Annotated in this window: 14 protein-coding genes; 12 read left to right on the top strand and 2 right to left on the bottom strand. The window is 66.1% G+C overall.

The annotated features are described in order from the left end of the window. Positions 1 to 44 precede the first annotated feature (44 nt). The 4 genes from AC07YR_RS02415 (at position 45) to AC07YR_RS02400 (ending at position 4,541) form a co-directional block, all read left to right on the top strand. A complete protein-coding gene (locus AC07YR_RS02415) occupies positions 45 to 1,298 on the top strand; it encodes an ROK family transcriptional regulator (RefSeq protein ID WP_494732913.1) in 1,254 nt (417 codons plus the stop codon). 115 nt (positions 1,299 to 1,413) lie between these two features. After that, positions 1,414 to 2,769, top strand: coding sequence for an extracellular solute-binding protein (locus tag AC07YR_RS02410; protein ID WP_055803505.1), 1,356 nt, complete (start codon positions 1,414 to 1,416; stop codon positions 2,767 to 2,769). Positions 2,770 to 2,772: 3 nt separating this feature from the next. Beyond that, a complete protein-coding gene (locus AC07YR_RS02405) occupies positions 2,773 to 3,654 on the top strand; it encodes a carbohydrate ABC transporter permease (protein WP_055803501.1) in 882 nt (293 codons plus the stop codon). After that, entirely contained in the window at positions 3,651 to 4,541 is an 891-nt protein-coding gene (locus AC07YR_RS02400; RefSeq protein ID WP_055803498.1) for a carbohydrate ABC transporter permease, read from the top strand. Before AC07YR_RS02405 ends, AC07YR_RS02400 begins: the two co-directional genes overlap by 4 nt. 8 nt (positions 4,542 to 4,549) lie before the next feature. Here AC07YR_RS02400 and AC07YR_RS02395 read toward each other — a convergent pair whose 3' ends face one another. Continuing rightward, positions 4,550 to 4,753, bottom strand: coding sequence for a hypothetical protein (locus tag AC07YR_RS02395; RefSeq protein ID WP_436057842.1), 204 nt, complete (start codon positions 4,751 to 4,753; stop codon positions 4,550 to 4,552). A 162-nt stretch (positions 4,754 to 4,915) separates the two neighbouring features. Between AC07YR_RS02395 and AC07YR_RS02390 the strand changes: the two genes are divergently transcribed. Genes AC07YR_RS02390 through AC07YR_RS02365 form a run of 6 tightly spaced genes read left to right on the top strand, consistent with a single transcriptional unit; the run spans position 4,916 to position 10,134 of the window. Then, complete coding sequence (locus AC07YR_RS02390) at positions 4,916 to 5,923, top strand: AAA family ATPase (RefSeq protein ID WP_055803495.1); 1,008 nt, start codon at positions 4,916 to 4,918, stop codon at positions 5,921 to 5,923. Between the two features lie 10 nt (positions 5,924 to 5,933). Then, a complete protein-coding gene (locus tag AC07YR_RS02385) occupies positions 5,934 to 6,824 on the top strand; it encodes a DUF58 domain-containing protein (protein ID WP_436057841.1) in 891 nt (296 codons plus the stop codon). Positions 6,825 to 6,843: 19 nt separating this feature from the next. Then, complete coding sequence (locus tag AC07YR_RS02380) at positions 6,844 to 7,329, top strand: hypothetical protein (RefSeq protein ID WP_436057840.1); 486 nt, start codon at positions 6,844 to 6,846, stop codon at positions 7,327 to 7,329. Next, the gene (locus AC07YR_RS02375; RefSeq protein ID WP_436057839.1) at positions 7,320 to 8,333 is read left to right on the top strand and encodes a vWA domain-containing protein; all 1,014 of its coding nucleotides are present in this window, start codon (positions 7,320 to 7,322) and stop codon (positions 8,331 to 8,333) included. The genes AC07YR_RS02380 and AC07YR_RS02375 overlap by 10 nt, the downstream gene beginning before the upstream one ends. Further along, complete coding sequence (locus AC07YR_RS02370; protein ID WP_494732912.1) at positions 8,330 to 9,337, top strand: vWA domain-containing protein; 1,008 nt, start codon at positions 8,330 to 8,332, stop codon at positions 9,335 to 9,337. Before AC07YR_RS02375 ends, AC07YR_RS02370 begins: the two co-directional genes overlap by 4 nt. Further along, complete coding sequence (locus tag AC07YR_RS02365) at positions 9,337 to 10,134, top strand: hypothetical protein (RefSeq protein WP_494732911.1); 798 nt, start codon at positions 9,337 to 9,339, stop codon at positions 10,132 to 10,134. Before AC07YR_RS02370 ends, AC07YR_RS02365 begins: the two co-directional genes overlap by 1 nt. A 3-nt stretch (positions 10,135 to 10,137) precedes the next feature. On the opposite strand, the gene AC07YR_RS02360 is transcribed toward AC07YR_RS02365, so the two are convergent. Further along, positions 10,138 to 10,797 carry a hypothetical protein gene (locus AC07YR_RS02360; protein WP_494732910.1) on the bottom strand — a complete coding sequence of 220 codons (660 nt, stop codon included), beginning with the start codon at positions 10,795 to 10,797 and terminating at the stop codon, positions 10,138 to 10,140. A gap of 419 nt (positions 10,798 to 11,216) precedes the next feature. Here AC07YR_RS02360 and AC07YR_RS02355 point away from each other — a divergent pair, with 419 nt between their 5' ends. Beyond that, entirely contained in the window at positions 11,217 to 12,188 is a 972-nt protein-coding gene (locus AC07YR_RS02355) for a methylenetetrahydrofolate reductase (RefSeq protein WP_055803476.1), read from the top strand. Between the two features lie 106 nt (positions 12,189 to 12,294). Next, positions 12,295 to 14,640, top strand: a complete 2,346-nt coding sequence (gene metE, locus AC07YR_RS02350; protein WP_494732909.1) for a 5-methyltetrahydropteroyltriglutamate--homocysteine S-methyltransferase — start codon at positions 12,295 to 12,297, stop codon at positions 14,638 to 14,640. The last annotated feature ends 61 nt before the right edge of the window (positions 14,641 to 14,701 follow it).

Raw genomic sequence — 14,701 nt, 5'->3', positions numbered from 1 at the left:
TTCAAGCATCAGCAGTGCATAACCGAAGAAGTTTAGGGGAATCCGTGACTGAGATCCGCACGCCATCGCCGAGGCGCGGAACCAATTTGCCCCGTATGGGGGACTTCAATCTCACGGTGATCCTTGACGCCATCCGGCGCTCCTCGGGAGGCCTCAGCCGGGTGGAACTGGCCCAGATCGTGGGCCTGTCCCCGCAGACGATCTCCAACATCTCACGCCGCCTGCTTGACCAGAACCTCATCGTCGAAGCCGGCAAGGAAGGCAGCGGACCGGGAAAGCCGCGCACCATCCTCCGGTTGAACCCCGCCGGCATGTACGCGGTGGGCGTTCACCTCGATCCCACCGTCACCACCTTCGTGGTGTTGGACCTCGTGGGATCCGTCGTCAGGCACTCCAGGATCAACACCCCGGGCGCCAGCGATCCGGACGGAATCATTGCCATCATTGCCGCGGAGATCAACGACCTGGTGGCCGCCTCCGGCGTTGATCCTGACAAAATTGCCGGCCTGGGCGTTGCCGCCCCCGGCCCGATCAACCTGGATGAGGGAACGGTCGTTGATCCGCCCCTCCTGCTCGGCTGGGACAGGGTGCCGCTCCGGGACGCCCTCGCGGAGGCCACCGGCCTGTCCACCCTGGTGGACAAGGACGTCACCAGCGCAGCCGTCGCCGAAACGTGGGCCGGCGGGCCCAGCGGCTCCGGCAGTTTCGTCTTTATGTACATGGGCACCGGCATTGGCTGCGGCATCGTCCTCAACGACGAAGTGGTCCGCGGAACTTCGGGGAATGCCGGTGAAATCGGGCACATCATTGTGGACCCGGACGGCCCGCCGTGCGATTGCGGGCTGAGGGGTTGCGTGAAATCCAGCAGCATCCCGCAGGTCCTCGTGGCGCAGGCCGAAACCGCCGGCGTCCTTGACGTTGTGCGCCACACTTCCGGCGCCTTGGACATCCAGGAAAGCTTCGCGAGGCTCTGTGACGAAGCCGACGCGGGCAACCGCAAGGCGGCGGAGATCCTCGACCACTCCGCTGTCCTGGTCGCCCGCGCCGTGGCTGTGGTCACCAATACCCTCGACGTCGAAAGAGTCGTTTTCGGCGGTCCGTTCTGGACACGCCTCTCACGTCGATACCTGGACCGCGTCCCCGGGTTGCTGGCGGAGAACAGCGCGGCCCGCCAGATCCATGACATTGAAGTTGTCGGAACCGGTGTTGGAGAGGACGTAGGTGCCATCGGCGCCGCCTGCCTGGTGCTCGAGCATACGCTGGCCCCTCGCGCGCAGCGGCTGCTGTTGGAAGGCTGAGGCCGCGTCCCCTGCATTGACAGCGGGAAGCACTAAGTTGAAATTGCAAATCGGCTAAAGGCTGGGGCCAGCTGGAGGACATTGGGGGCTGCAGCCGCTCGAAGATTGGAGCGTCATGCACCGCCCTGCCAAATTCCTTGTGGCGCTGTTTTGTGCGACAGCGCTGGTGGCAACATCAGCCTGCTCCGCGGAACAGCCGGCCGCCGAAAAAAAGACCCTGAAGATCGTCTACCAGAAGACCGATTCGTTTACTGCCCTCGACACTTTGTTCAAGGACGCCAAGAAGGACTTCGAAGCGGCAAACCAGGGCACTACCGTGGACCTGCAGCCCATCGAGGCCAACGATGACGATTACGGCACCAAGCTGTCGCTGGCCCTGAGGTCGGCGGAGACCGCCCCGGATGTCTTCTATGAGGACACCTTCAAGGTACGGTCCGACGTCGACGCCGGGTACCTCCTGAAACTGGACAGTTACCTCGAGAAATGGGCGGACTGGAAGCTGTACAACGACGCCGCCAAAGCCGCCGGTACCGCCGACGACGGCGGCATCTACGCGGTGCCCCTCGGCACCGACACCCGCGCCATCTGGTACAACAAGACAGTCCTGCAAAAGGCAGGAATCACCGTCCCATGGCAGCCCCGGAGCTGGGACGAAATCCTGGACGCGGCCCGCAAGATGAAAGCCGCGGACCCGTCGCTGGTCCCCTTCAACATGTATGCCGGCAAGGCCACCGGTGAGGGCACCGTCATGCAGAGTTTCTACGAGCTTCTCTACGGCACGGACAGCGAACTGTATGACCAGCAGGAGAAGAAATGGGTGGTGGGCTCCCAAGGGTTCAAGGATTCCCTGGCTTTCCTGAAGACACTCTACGACGAAGGGCTTGCCGTGACGCCCGCCGAGGCGCTCGATGCCAACGTCTGGAAGAAAGTCTTCGGCGAATGGCTGCCGAAGGGCAAGATGGGAGCCACCGTGGAAGGCTCCTACACGCCGTCGTTCTGGCAGAAGGGCGGCAACTACGAGTGGGCCGGCTACGCCGAGGACATGGGCGTGGCGAAGTTCCCCACGCAACACGGCCAGGAACCCGGCGGCGTCAGCATGTCGGGAGGCTGGACGCTGGCCGTCGGGGCGGACTCCAAGAACCCGGACCTGGCTTTCAAGTTCCTGTCCGAGGCCTTGAGCAAGAAGAACTCCCTGGCGTTCACCGTGTCCGGTTCCCAGATCGCGGTCCGGACGGATGTCGCCGCAGAAACCGAATACCTGGCAGCGAATCCGTTCGTCAAGGACGTCTCCGATCTCGTTTCCGTCACCCACTACCGGCCTGCCACAGCTGACTATCCACGGATTTCCGCCGCAGTTCAGGTTGCCACCGAAGCCGTGATCACCGGCGCCCTCTCGCCGCAGCAAGCAGCCGCGCAGTATGACAAGACAGTCAAGGACCTGGTGGGGGACGCCAAGGTCGTGCAGAAATGACGCATGGTTGAACGAAAAACGGTCCGGCAGCAGCTGCGGCTGCTGCCGGTTTTGCCGTCAGTCCTGCTGATCCTCGTTTTCCTGGCCGCTCCCATCCTCTGGTCCTTCCACGCCTCCTTCACCAACGCGGCCCTCACCGGCCGCAACGCCAGGAACCCGGCTTGGACCGGCGTCGAGAATTATGTGCGGCTGCTGGGAGACGCTGCTTTTCCGGCCTCGGTTGTCCTGACGGTTGTCTTTGTCGTGGCGTCGGCGGTGGTGGGCCAGAATATGCTTGGACTCCTGATCGCGGGCCTGATGACGCGTGCCCGCAAGCCGGTGGCCGCCGTCGTCGGAACCGCCGTGGTGGCGGCCTGGGTGCTACCCGAGATCGTTGCGGCCTTCGCCGCCTACGCCTATTTCAGCAAGGACGGGACGCTGAACCAGGTGCTTGGCGGTGCGGGCGTTGCCGGCGCCGACTGGCTGTACGCCTACCCCATGGTGGCCGTGGTGCTGGCCAACATCTGGCGCGGCACCGCGTTCTCCATGCTGGTGTACCGGGCGGCCCTGGCCGACGTGCCGCAGGACATCTCCGAAGCCGCCCTGATGGACGGTGCAGCTGGCTGGCAGCGACTGGTGTTCATCACCCTGCCGCTGATCCGGTCCAGCATCGCCACCAACCTTATGCTGGTGACGCTCCAGACCCTGGCCGTTTTCACCCTGATCTGGGTGATGACGGCCGGCGGTCCGTCCAGCGCCAGCACCACCTTGCCCGTCCTTGCCTACCAGGAAGCCTTCAAGTTCGGCGACATTGGCTACGGTACCGCCATCGCCTCGGTGCTTATCGTTCTGGGCCTGGTGTTCGGGATTGCCTACGTCCGGCTGCTCAGGGGGGATAAACGATGACGACGGCGGGCCGACGGACTTTCGAAGAGACGTTACGGCGCCCCCGGCACGGCGAAGGGGCATGGCCGGGACGCCACCGGAACCGGGGTCCGGCAGATGCTGCTCTGCTGCTGATCGGCGCCTGCTTCGTCCTGCCGTTGCTGTGGCTGGTGTTCGGCTCGCTGGACGCCGAAGCGGGTTACCAGACCCGGCTGCCGGCCAGCGCCTCGTTAGCCAACTTCACAGCGGTCCTTACGCCGGAGCTGCTCCTCAGGCCGCTCTGGAACAGCCTGCTGCTCTCAGCCGGGACAGCGTCCGTGACCCTGGTGGCCGCCGTGCTGGCTGCCTACCCTCTGTCGCGCTTCGAGTCCAGGTTCAACCGGCCGTTCATGTACTCGATCCTGTGCGGCACCTGCCTGCCGGTAACCGCCATCATGGTGCCTGTCTACGGCCTGTTCGTCCAGCTGCGGCTTCTTGATTCCCAGCTGGCCACGGTTCTCTTCATGGCGGCAACCGCGCTGCCCATGGCGATCTGGATGACCAAGAACTTCATGGATGCGGTTCCCGTTTCGCTGGAAGAGGCCGCCTGGGTGGATGGCGCGTCCGGACTCACGGCCCTGCGCGCCGTGGTGCTGCCGCTCATGCGCCAAGGCCTCGGGGTGGTGTTCATCTTCGTTTTCATTCAGACCTGGGGCAACTTCTTCGTGCCCTTCATCCTGCTGCTGTCGCCGTCGAAGCAGCCCGCATCGGTTTCGATCTTCAGCTTCTTCGGACAGCACGGCGCAATTGCCTACGGCCAGCTGGCCGCATTCTCCATCCTCTATTCGGTTCCGGTTCTGGTCCTCTACGTCCTCGTGGCGCGCGGGGCCGGCGGATCGTTTGCGCTCTCCGGTGCAATGAAGGGCTGAGCCCGCCGTCAGTCGATGTCTTCGACAACCGTCCCGAACGGGATCGTGTCATCCAGATGGGCCTGGTGGCCGGTGGGGCCGGGGTTGTAGAGGACCCTGACACCATGCACCTTCTCCGCCGCCGACTGCATGAGGATCGGCCGGACGGTGTTGATGAAACTCTCGCTCTTGCCGGCGAGATACTCCTGGTAACTGGCTGGAAGCTGAATCATGCCATCAGGATAGTCCTGAGCGGCCCGCATGGGGAGGGCTCCCCATTGCGGAATCCGCGGACCACGGCTTGGATAGGATGGCCCGTGGCGGACGCGTTGCGACCGCAACGCAGTCCGGCAGCACCAGCGGCCGTTCACGAACAGCAACCAGGGGGACTTCCAGTGCTTCAGTCAACGGCCGCCGTCCGGATCCAAGCGGCGGAACTGGCCAGGGCGCAGCAGGTCATGGCCAGCATCTCGCGCAGTTTCGACGCGAAGGTCGTGGGGCAGGTGAGGCTCCGGGAATCGCTGCTGGTAGGACTCATGACCGGCGGCCACATCCTGCTGGAAAGCGTCCCCGGGCTCGCGAAGACCACCGCTGCGCAGACCGTGGCGGAATCCGTGAGTGCAGAGTTCCGGCGGATCCAGTGCACCCCCGACCTGTTGCCCAGCGACATTGTAGGCACCCAGATCTATGACGCAGCCAAGGGAACATTTGTCACGCAGCTGGGGCCGGTGCACGCCAACATTGTGCTCCTGGACGAGATCAACCGCTCCAGCGCGAAAACACAGAGTGCCATGCTCGAGGCCATGCAGGAGCGGCAGACGTCCATCGGGGGAGTGGTGCACCGGCTGCCCAGCCCGTTCCTGGTGCTGGCAACTCAGAACCCCATCGAGCAGGAGGGCACCTACCTGCTGCCCGAGGCACAGATGGACCGCTTTATGCTCAAAGACGTCCTGGACTACCCCACACCGGCCGAAGAGGCCGAGATCATCCGCAGGATCGATTCGGGCGTCTTCACCGACGAACAGCGTCCGGCCGCCGCCGCGTCGCTGGACGCGGTCTCGGAGGTGCAGGAGCTGGTCAAGCGCGTCTACATTGACCCGGCGATCGTCAGGTACATCGTCGGGCTGGTGTTCGTCACCCGGAATGCCGGCCAGTACATCGACGCCCGGCTCGCGGGTTTCATCGAGTTCGGAGCCAGCCCGCGTGCCAGCATCGCCTTTAGCCAGGCCGCCCGCGCAGTCGCCCTCCTGAACGGCCGGGACCACGTGATCCCCGAGGACGTGAAAGCACTGGCCCACCGCGTGCTCCGGCACAGGATCATCCTTGGCTTCGAGGCGGTGGCAGAGCAGGTTCCGGTGGAGACGGTCATCGATGCCATTGTGGCGTCCGTACAGACTCCCTGAGCCCGGGCCTGTGTCCAGCCTCCTGACCCGGGTGAAATCGAAGATGTCCATCTTCGCCCACCGCAAAGCCCGCGGAATGCTCGACGGCGAATACGGTTCCGTCTTTAAGGGCCGCAGCCTCGACTTTGACGACCTCCGGGCCTATCTTCCCGGAGACGAAGTCCGCGACATCGACTGGAAGGCCTCCGCCCGGCACGGATCCCCGCTCATCAAGCGCTATGTTGCCGTGCGGCGGCAGACGGTGCTGCTGGTGACGGATACCGGACGCAACATGGCTGCTTCCTCGCTCGGTGGCGAGGCGAAGAAGGACGTGGCCGTGATGGCCTTGGGGGTGGTGGGCTACCTTGCCCACCGTCACGGCGACGTGGTGGGCCTGGTGTGCGGTGACGAGACCTCATCCCGGTCCCTGCCCGCGAAAGCCGGTGAAGCGCACCTGGAAAGGCTCCTCCGCGAAGTCAACGACAGCACGGCGCTGACCTCACCCCGCAGCAGCATCGGCGAGCAGCTCTCCTATGTGGCACGCAACTTCGGCCAGCGCATGCTGCTCTTCGTGGTGGCCGACGAGCTGGTACCGGATGCCGGGATGGAGCGGTTGCTGCGCCGTTTGCGTGCCCAGCACGAGGTCCTCTGGCTGACAGTCCGGGACGCACAGCTGGCCGGGGCACAAACGGCCGCCCTGCCTGCCGACCGCTATGACGTTGCGGACGCCGGGCTCCTGCCCGGCCGCCTCTCGGCATCGGATGCGGTGATCCGCGCGTACACGGCGGCACAGGAACAGCGGGATGCGGCCCGGGAGTCCGTGCTGCGGCGGCTGGGCATTGCCCACGTCCAGGCAGGCAGCAGCCACGACGTGATGCCTGCCGTGTTCACCCTGCTGGAACGGCACCGCCGTGGAAAATGACGCAGGGTTTTATGCCCCCTTGAGCTACAGCCCCTGGTTGCCGTGGGCCGGCCTGGGCCTGCTGTTGCTCGTGGCCGTGTGGCTGGCCTATGTCTTCCTGAGCACCCGGCAAAAAACGGGCTCATGGACGGCGCCCGCCTCCGGGCCGCCGTCGGATCCGTCCAGCCTCAAAGGGGACTACCTGCGCCGCATTGATGCTGTGGCAGCCGACTCGGCCACGGGCCGGTTGTCCGCCCGCGCCGCGCACCAGGCGCTCAGCCTGCTCATCAGGAGCTTTGTCCGCGATATTGCCGGGATCGATGCCCCGCGGATGACCCTGGCAGAGCTCCGCGAACAGAACATTCCCGCAGCCGCCCTCGCCGTCAGCAGCCTTTATCCTGCGGAATTCGGCCCTGAACCGCGGGACTCTGAACCCGGCGACTCTGAACCCGGCGACCCGGAACCCGGCGACTCTGTCGCAACCGCCGCGGAAACGGCGCGGGAGGTGGTCCGGACATGGAGCTGATCTTCTGGTGGATGATTCCGGCTGCCCTCCTCCTTGGTGCGGGGACGTACTGGCTGGCCCGGATACGGGAGCGGGGCCGCCAGACCACCCTGCGGCCGGTGGCCCACGGAAATCGGCTCACCGAACTGCCGGAGTACCAGGCAGCGGTGCGTCGCCATCGCCGCTGGCTCACGGTGGCTGCCGTGGCAGGGGGAGTCCTGATGGCAGCAGCGGTGGTGGCCGCAGCCAGGCCGGCCGAGCGCAACACCGTCAGCCCCGAACAACGCAATCGCGACATCATCCTGTGTCTTGACGCCTCCGGATCCATGAACAGCGCCGACGCGGCCGTAGTCGAGGTCTTCGCCCGCCTGGCACAGGGATTCGATGGCGAACGGATTGGCCTGACCGTCTTCGATAGCAGCGCGGTGCAGGTCTTTCCCCTGACGGACGACTACGACTTCGTGCAGGAACAGCTGCAGGCAGCCAGGGAAGCTTTTGACGGCGCACCCGGCAGCGCCGGATTCCTGGACGGCACGTGGAACGGCGCCGGATCCTCCCTGATCGGGGACGGCCTGGCCTCATGCGTGCAGGGGTTCCCGGCAACCGATGGCGGGGGCCCGGCCGGAAGCGGCGGTTCGCAGGAGCGGTCCCGTTCTGTCGTCCTGGCCACCGACAACTTCGTCTCGGGCGAACCCATTTTTACCTTGCCGGAAGCGGCAGCGCTGGCCAAAAAGAAGGACGTGCGTGTCTACGCCCTCAACCCCGGGGACTTCGACTACGGAACGGACCCCGATCAACCCGGTGCCGAACTTCGCGCGGCCGCGGAAGGGACGGGCGGGGCTTACTACCCCCTGGACAGCCCGGACGCGGTCGCGGAGATCATCCGCAAGGTTCAGTCGACGGAGGCCACGGCCTTCACCGCCGCCCCGCAGGCCGTCGTTTCGGACCGCGCCGAGATCCCGCTGGGCATCGCTCTGGTCTCCGGCTTGGTGCTGGCCGGCGCAACCTGGAGGCTGAGGTCGTGACCTTCCAACCCATCTGGCCGTGGTGGATCATGCTTCCCGTTATGGCCGGCGTCGTCGTTCTCCTGGGATGGACGGCCGTCCGAAGCCGGCAGTACGGAGCAGGACTCCGCGGCCTGCTGCCGCCTGCGGGCCTCGTGGCACTGCTGCTGCTCGCGGCACTTCGGCCGGGCGTGCCCGGCGGCAGCGTCCGGGCAGCAGAGGCAGATCTGAATGTCTTTTTTGTCGTGGACACCACCAGCAGCATCGCGGCCGAGGATTATGGGGACGGCGGCCCCAGGCTCGACGGCGTCCGGAAGGACATCATGGCTATCGCAGGGGAGCTGGCCGGCGCACGGTTTTCCCTGATCACGTTCGACTCCCAGGCGGTGGTCCGGATGCCGCTGACCACGGACACCTCAGCCCTCGGCACTCTCACCGGCGTGTTGGAACCTGAGATCACCCAGTATTCGACAGGCAGCAGTGTCACCGTTGCCCGGACTGTCCTCAACGAGCGGCTCAAGGCGGCCAGGGACAGCCACCCTGAGCGGGCACGGATTGTGTACTACCTCGGCGACGGCGAGCAGACCAGCGGCAAGGCGCCGGAGCCGATGCGCGTCGACGCCTCGCTGGTCAACGGCGGCGCTGTGCTTGGTTACGGTACCGGGCAAGGCGGCCGGATGAAGGAAAAATCCAGCTATTCGTCCGGCGATGCCGCTGCCTATATCCAGGACCGCAGCGGCGGAAGCGCCGGGGACGCCGTGTCCCGGATCGACGAGGACAGGTTGCGGGAGGTGGCGGCACAGCTCGGCGTTCCCTACGTCCACCGCGCGGCCGGGGACGGGACGGCCCCGATGATGCAGGCGGCCAGGCCCGGCGCGCTCAAGGAAACATCGGAGTCACTCGAGGGCAGGACGGAACTCTACTGGGCCCCGGCACTTGTTGCTTTCGTCCTTGCGCTGTGGGAGAGCATCCGCGTCCTCCGCCAGTTGAGGCAACTCCGGCCGCGACGAACGGAGGCCGGCTGATGAACCGGGAAAAGAGCGCGCACGCCGTGCCGGGCCCCGACAAGCAAAGGCGACGCCGGTTGCTGCTGCTGTCCGCAGCGCCCGTGCTGGTTGCCGTGGCGCTCGCCGTCAAACTTCTGAGCGTCGGCTATCTGGGCAGCGAAGCGGCAGCGTCATTCGGCCGCGGCGACCAGGCCGGCACTGCTTCCGCCGCGTCCGGCCTGGACATTGCCAACTTCGTGGAACGCCACAAGGCGCCCTTTGCAGCAGGCGACGCCCTGGTCCTCAGCGGCGACTTCACCGGGGCCCGCGCCCGCTTTGAGGCATCCCTCGCTGACGCTCCGCCAGCCGACGAGTGCAAGGTGCGCGTCAACCTGGTCCTCAGCATTGAACGGCTGGCGGACGCGGCAGCAGCGGCCGCCGACGCCACCGCTGCCACCAACTCCGCGCAGTCTGCCGCTGATGCGGCCCGCCTGTATGACGACGGCCTGGCCGTGATCAGGGCTGCTCCGCCAGGTTGCTTCAGCCCGGACGAAAGCAAGGACAACGCCAACGGCGCAGAAGGCGAGGGTGACCGCCTCCGCGGAGCGGAAGAACGGCTGCAGTCCAAAGCGGGTAAGCTCGGGGGTGCCGCGCCCGACGCTGGAACCGGGGACGCGGACAAGCAGCCGCAGCCCGATCCGGAGCCGCAGCAGAGCCAGCTGGACAAGCTGGAGGAGTCCGCCAAGTCCGCGCAGCGGGAACGAAACGGCGGCAGGCAGCGGGACGAATACCTGGGCAACACCGATGCCGGGAGCGGCACGGACAGGCCCTGGTGACCTTCACTGTTCTTCGGGGGCTTGGCTATTTTCCAGCCGCTCTGCACGCGCGCGTATCCCCAGGAGCATCCTGCGCTCCATGATGAACCAGACCAAATCGATGAGCGGCGCAAGAACCCACAGCACGGGCCGGGTGTAGATCCTGATCCGCACGCGGCTCACCAGCCGGGTGGCGTTCGTGTCCCGGTTCAGGGCAAAACACCAGCTGACGCGGGCCGGCACAGGCTCCAGCACCAAGTGCCGTTCCCGGTCAAGGCCGGCTACCGCCCAATCCGGACCCCTGCCAAGCGGGATCACGTCGCCTGATCCGAGCTGTTGAAACTCGGGAAGGATCCGGTTGACGCTTGGACCGCTCAATATACCGAACGCGCGATCGAGGAAATCGTAGCTGTACAGGCCCCCGCGCCCGTCTCCCATCTGCGCCAGCCACGGCCAGATGCTGCCAGGAGCGGCCCGAATGGAAACGGCCCTTGTGGAAACCACGAACGGGTCAGCTACCAGGGAGTCGCCCGGCATGGATGCCGCCCTTTCTGCCCGGGTAGCTCCCCAGCTGAGGAGATGCGGGCGCAGGGCGGCGTGATAAATAGCCGTTGAGGCCATCCATCCGATGACACATTCGGGGATGAGTGCCGTCAGGTGCCGCGGGGGTCCGGAGCCGGTCATGGACGGTGCCTCCTTACCTGCTCTTCACGCCATGCTAGGAGCACCTTGGCCGGGCGGGCCAGAGGCCAAGGTCAATTTCGAGCTTTTCGGCGAACAATGTTCTGTGCGGCGGCGCAACAGAGCGTAAAGGTGCGTCTTAATTCGGGGGCCAGCTTGAACGCGCCCAAGCTGCGCCCTAGAGTCTTATACAAGTTACCGAGGTAACGTGTCAGCGATCCTCCGCCAGGAGGGTGTGGGTGCCCCCATGTGGGCCTGACATTTGCTCACGGACAACTTCCTATCAGGCGTAACAGTCGCGGCTGCGCCCTGCCGAAGTTCACTCCGTGTTCCCAAACTCAAATTCATTGACGGTTCTGCGTTTCCGAGGTCCCTTGGACTGAGGTGCACATGCCGGCAATGGCCCAAAGCCAAGGACGCAAATGTCTCCACCTAGCCTTATTGACACACATCCGAATCTCTCCGACACCGCTCCGGTGGCGCTCTCCTATGAACTGTTCCCGCCGCGTTCCCCGGCTGCCGCCGCGTCGCTCTGGACCACCATCGGCGAGCTCGAAGCCACGGACCCGGACTACGTTTCCGTGACGTACGGAGCCAGCGGCTCCAACCGGGACACCGCCGTCGAACTCATCAACCGGCTCCTGCTCGAAACGACGCTGCGTCCGCTGGCCCACCTGACCTGCGTGGGCAACACGCCGGAGGAACTCTCCGAAATCATCGGTGAACTGCTCGACGTCGGCGTCCGCGGGATTCTGGCGCTCCGTGGTGACCAGCCCAAGGACGGCGGAACCCCGGCGAGCGGTTCCCTGCGGTATGCCCAGGACCTGATCGAACTGATCCGGCGCGTGGAGCAGCGCCGTTCGGCGCTGCTCTGTGCCGGCAAGGTGGCGGTGGGCGTTGCCGCGTACCCCACCCGGCACCCGGAATCACCGACGGAGGCTCACGACGTCGAAGTGCTGCTGGCCAAGCAGCGCTCCGGTGCGGACTTCGCCATCACGCAGGTGTTCTTCCACACCGAGCAGTACGCCGACCTCATCACCAGGGCGCGCCGGGCGGGGGTCACGATCCCCATCATTCCGGGTGTGATGCCCCTGACCAGCGTGCGCAGGCTCAACCGCCTGGGCGAGCTGACCGGGGTCGAACCCGCTCCGGAACTCATGGCGCGGCTGGCCGCTGCGGACAACGACGCCGAACGCCGGCTGATCGGGGTCCGGGCAACAGTGGATCTGGCCAACGCCGCCTTGGACGCCGGAGCGCCGGGAATCCACTTGTACACCTTCAACGAGCACGCCTGCGCGCTGGAGGTCCTGGACAAGCTGGCCCTGCCACGCCCTGCCCGTCCGGCGAGCAGGCTCAATGCCATTGCGCGCCGCCACCAGGAAATGGCGAGCTAGAAGTCGGTCCCGGCCGCCAGCTCCGGCCGCCAGTATTGGCCCCCAGCACCAAATCTTCCAGCAGTAATTCACCCCTGACTTTCACCAACACCTTCAAGGACTTCACATGACTGAGCAGAACACCCCGGCCGTGACCACGCCCTTCCCCTCCGCCTCGATCCTGGGCTACCCGCGCATCGGCCGCCGCCGCGAACTCAAGAAGGCCGTCGAAGCCTACTGGGCCGGCAAGATCGACGCCGCCGCCTTGGACGCCGCCGCCAAGGAAATCCAGCTCGGCACCGCCAAGCGCCTGCAGGGCCTGGGCCTGACCGAAGCCGCCGCTGTTCCGGGCACCTTCTCCTTCTACGACCAGGTGCTCGACGCCGCCACCCACCTCGGCGCCGTACCGGCCCGCTTCGGCAACCTCCTCAACGCCGAGGGACAGCTGGACATCGACGGCTACTTCACGCTGGCCCGCGGTAACAAGGACGAGCAGCCGCTGGAAATGACCAAGTGGTTCGACACCAACTACCACTACCTCGTCCCGGAAATCGGCCCGGAGACCAACTTCGCGCTGACCTCCAACCGCATTGTCGAGGAATTCGAATACGCCCTGTCCAACGGTGTGGAGACCCGCCCGTACATCGTGGGTCCGGTCACCTTCCTGCTGCTGAGCAAGGCTTCCGACGACGCGCCGGCCGGCTTCAGCCCGCTGTCCCGCCTCGAGGACGTCCTGCCGGTCTACGCCGCGCTGCTGGAGAAGCTCGCCGCCGCCGGCGCCAGCTGGGTCCAGCTGGACGAGCCCGCCCTGGTGGTTGACCAGGACACCTCCGCCGAGGAGATCCAGGCCGCGGTTGCCCGCTCCTATGAAGTCCTGTCCGCTGTTGCCCAGCGCCCGCAGCTGTTCGTCTCCACCCCGTACGGCGCACTGAACGGCCAGCTCGGCACCCTCGCCGCCACCAACATCGACGCCCTGCACATCGACGTCTTCAAGGGCGCTGTTCCGTCCGCGGCGGCACTCGCCGCACTGGGCAACAAGACCCTGGTTGCCGGCGTCGTGGACGGCCACAACATCTGGCGCAACGATCTTGCCGCCTCCGCGGAGAAGATTGCCGAACTGAAGAAGTCCGTGGCCAAGCTCGCCATCAGCACCTCCACCTCCACCCAGCACGTCCCGCACGACGTCGAGGAAGAGGCCCAGCTGTCCGCTCAGCTCCGCAGCTGGCTGGCGTTCGCCGACCAGAAGGCCGTTGAGGTTGTCACCCTCGCAGGCCTGCTGACCGATGCTGGCGCAGTGCAGCCCGCCATCGACGAAGCCACCCGCATCATCGCCTCCCGTGCTGCCGCCGAGGGTGTGCAGCGCGCCGACGTCCGGGCCCGCACCGCGGCCCTGACCCCGGCCGACTTCAACCGCTCCGAGTACTCGGTCCGCGAAGCAGCCCAGGAAGAGGCCCTGCACCTGCCGCCGCTGCCCACCACCACCATCGGCTCCTTCCCGCAGACCTCCGAAATCCGTTCGGCCCGGGCCCGCAACAACAAGGGCGACCTGACCAACGAGCAGTACGAGCAGCTCATGAAGGACGAGATCAAGCGCGTTGTGGAGCTGCAGGAAGAGCTCGGCTATGACGTCCTGGTGCACGGCGAGCCCGAGCGCAACGACATGGTCCAGTACTTCGCCGAGAACCTGGAGGGCTTCGACGTCACGGTCCACGGCTGGGTCCAGTCCTACGGCTCACGCTGCACGCGTCCGTCCATCCTGTGGGGCGACGTCACCCGCAGCGCCCCCATCACGGTGGCCTGGGCCGAGTACGCCCAGTCGCTGACCAGCAAGCCGATGAAGGGCATGCTCACCGGTCCGGTCACCATCCTGGCCTGGTCGTTCGTCCGCGACGACCAGCCGCTGGGCGAGACCGCCAACCAGGTGGGCCTGGCGCTGCGCGACGAAATCGCCGACCTCGAAGCCGCCGGTATCAAGGTCATCCAGGTGGACGAGCCCGCCCTGCGTGAACTCCTGCCCCTGCGCAAGGCCGACCAGGCCGCATACCTGGACTGGTCCGTGAACTCGTTCCGCCTGGCCACCGCCGGTGCCGCCGACGCCACCCAGATCCACACCCACCTGTGCTACTCCGAGTTCGGCGCCATCATCGACGCGATCGACGGCCTGGATGCCGACGTGACGTCGATTGAAGCCGCACGTTCACGCATGGAGGTTGTCCACGACCTCGAGTCCCACGGCTTCGGCCGCGGCGTTGGCCCGGGCGTCTACGACATCCACTCGCCGCGCGTCCCGGGTGAGCAGGAAGTCACCGAGCTGCTCAGCACCGCTGTGAAGCACGTTCCGTCCCGCCAGCTGTGGGTCAACCCGGACTGCGGCCTGAAGACCCGCGGCTACGCCGAGACCGAAGAGTCCCTGCGCAACCTGGTTTCGGCCACCAGGACGGTCCGCGCGGAACTGCTGCAAGCAGCCAAGTAGGGCTTCTTCAGGCGCAACCACTGAACAACGCACGACGGCGGCCGGTCACCTCAGGTGACCG

This window comes from Arthrobacter sp. GW460-12-1-14-TSB2 (genome assembly GCF_059423525.1).
This window is presented reverse-complemented; position numbering and strand designations above follow the sequence as displayed.

Bases quoted from the DNA above. Each gene is read 5' to 3' on its own strand.
- AC07YR_RS02410 (WP_055803505.1), top strand. From the start codon at position 1,414: ATGCACCGCCCTGCCAAATTCCTTGTGGCGCTGTTTTGTGCGACAGCG.
- AC07YR_RS02405 (WP_055803501.1), top strand. From the start codon at position 2,773: ATGGTTGAACGAAAAACGGTCCGGCAGCAGCTGCGGCTGCTGCCGGTT.
- AC07YR_RS02400 (WP_055803498.1), top strand. From the start codon at position 3,651: ATGACGACGGCGGGCCGACGGACTTTCGAAGAGACGTTACGGCGCCCC.
- AC07YR_RS02395 (WP_436057842.1), bottom strand. From the start codon at position 4,753: ATGATTCAGCTTCCAGCCAGTTACCAGGAGTATCTCGCCGGCAAGAGC.
- AC07YR_RS02375 (WP_436057839.1), top strand. From the start codon at position 7,320: ATGGAGCTGATCTTCTGGTGGATGATTCCGGCTGCCCTCCTCCTTGGT.
- AC07YR_RS02365 (WP_494732911.1), top strand. From the start codon at position 9,337: ATGAACCGGGAAAAGAGCGCGCACGCCGTGCCGGGCCCCGACAAGCAA.
- AC07YR_RS02360 (WP_494732910.1), bottom strand. From the start codon at position 10,797: ATGACCGGCTCCGGACCCCCGCGGCACCTGACGGCACTCATCCCCGAA.
- AC07YR_RS02355 (WP_055803476.1), top strand. From the start codon at position 11,217: ATGTCTCCACCTAGCCTTATTGACACACATCCGAATCTCTCCGACACC.
- metE (WP_494732909.1), top strand. From the start codon at position 12,295: ATGACTGAGCAGAACACCCCGGCCGTGACCACGCCCTTCCCCTCCGCC.